Source organism: Cellulomonas olei (assembly GCF_039548315.1).
In the GTDB taxonomy this organism is placed as follows: domain Bacteria; phylum Actinomycetota; class Actinomycetes; order Actinomycetales; family Cellulomonadaceae; genus Cellulomonas.
The window spans coordinates 1-1,544 of sequence record NZ_JBCLVN010000091.1 but is presented as its reverse complement, the minus strand read 5'-3'; the positions used below and the strand labels follow the sequence as shown (position 1 = coordinate 1,544).

The 1,544-nt window shown below is 75.4% G+C and carries 1 protein-coding gene and 1 pseudogene; both read left to right on the top strand.

What is annotated here, in order from left to right:
• Positions 1–354, top strand: a pseudogene (locus AAHH18_RS17990) (methyl-accepting chemotaxis protein); the annotation flags it as partial.
• Between the two features lie 175 nt (positions 355–529).
• Positions 530–1,544 (top strand): methyl-accepting chemotaxis protein (locus AAHH18_RS17985; protein ID WP_343302560.1); only part of this gene is annotated, 1,015 nt, incomplete at its 3' end.

The following is a 1,544-nucleotide window of genomic DNA, read 5'->3' as shown; positions in this document are numbered from 1 at the left end:
CAGGAGACCGCGAAGGCGACCGAGGACATCGCCCGGCGGGTGGAGGCGATCCAGGGCGACACCACGGGTGCGGTGGCGGCGATCGGGGAGATCTCCCAGATCATCGCGAGCATCAACGACTACCAGCTCACCATCGCGAGTGCGGTGGAGGAGCAGACGGCGACCACGAACGAGATGTCCCGCTCGGTGGCCGAGGCCGCGACGGGCTCGGGAGAGATCGCCACGAACATCACCGGCGTCGCCTCCGCGGCCTCCGAGGCCAGCCAGACGCTCAACCAGATGGGCGGGGCCATCGCCGAGCTCGCCCGGATGTCGGAGGACCTGCGCGCGCAGGTCGGCGGGTTCCGCCTCTAGGCCCGTGCGACGAGCGCCCCGGGGAGCCCGCTCCCCGGGGCGCTCGTCGTGCTCCCGCCGCGCTCGTCGACGGCCCGGCACCCGCGCACCGTGCGGCGGAAAGCGCTTCGGTCCCGCCGTGCGCCGCCGATAGGTGGGGCGACCGACTCCGTACCCGAAGGGCGACCCGACCACGATGAGCGCGCAGCACGACGCCACCCCCCGCAGGCTCTGGGCCGACCGGCCCGTCCTCGTCAAGATCATGACCGCCGTCGCCGTGATGGCGGCCATGACCGCCGTCGTGACGGCCGTCGCGGTCGGCTCGCTGCGGACCGTGCGGGCGGACGCCGCCGAGATGTACGCGGGCAACGTCGTCCCGCTCCAGCAGCTCACGGAGATCCAGCGGTCCTACCAGGGCGACCGCGCCCGCGTGATCCAGTACGGCATCGCCGACGACGAGACCCGCGCGACCCTGCTGCAGGAGCTGACCGAGCGCCAGCAGGACCTGGACGCCCAGCTCGACGAGTACCGGGCGGGCGCCGTCGACGGGGCGCAGGTCGACGCGATCGTCGCCGCGCTGGACGCGTACTACGCGGCCGCGCAGGACACGCTGTTCCCGCTGGCCGACGAGGGGGACGACGCCGGGTTCGCGGCGTACTTCGACGAGACGATCCGGCCGCTGACCACCGCGGTCATGGACGCCCTCCAGGTCGAGACCGCGGCCCAGGGCGAGCAGGCGGAGGCGCTGGCCGCCGAGACCGACGCGGTCGCGGAGCGCTCCGTGCTGGCGACCGTGCTCGTCGCCGTCCTCGGCGCGCTCGCGGCGGCCGCCCTGGCGGTGGCGGTCGCGCGCGGCATCGTGCGCCGGCTCGGCGGGGTGTCCCGCAGCCTGGCCGCGGCCGGGGACGGCGACCTGACCGTGCCCTCGGGCGTGACGGGCGGCGACGAGCTCGGCCGGCTCGCGGTCGACCTCGAGCGCACCCAGCGGAGCCTGCGGGCGCTGGTGGCGGGCGTCGCGGAGACCGCGCACACCGTGGCCGCGGCGGCGGAGGAGCTGTCCGCGGCGTCCAACCAGGTGGTGGCCGGCTCCGACGAGACGTCCGCGCAGGCGGGGGTCGTCGCGGCTGCCGCGGAGCAGGTGTCCCGCAACGTGCAGACGGTCGCCGCCGGCGCCGAGCAGATGGGCGCGAGCATCCGGGAGATCGCGCAGA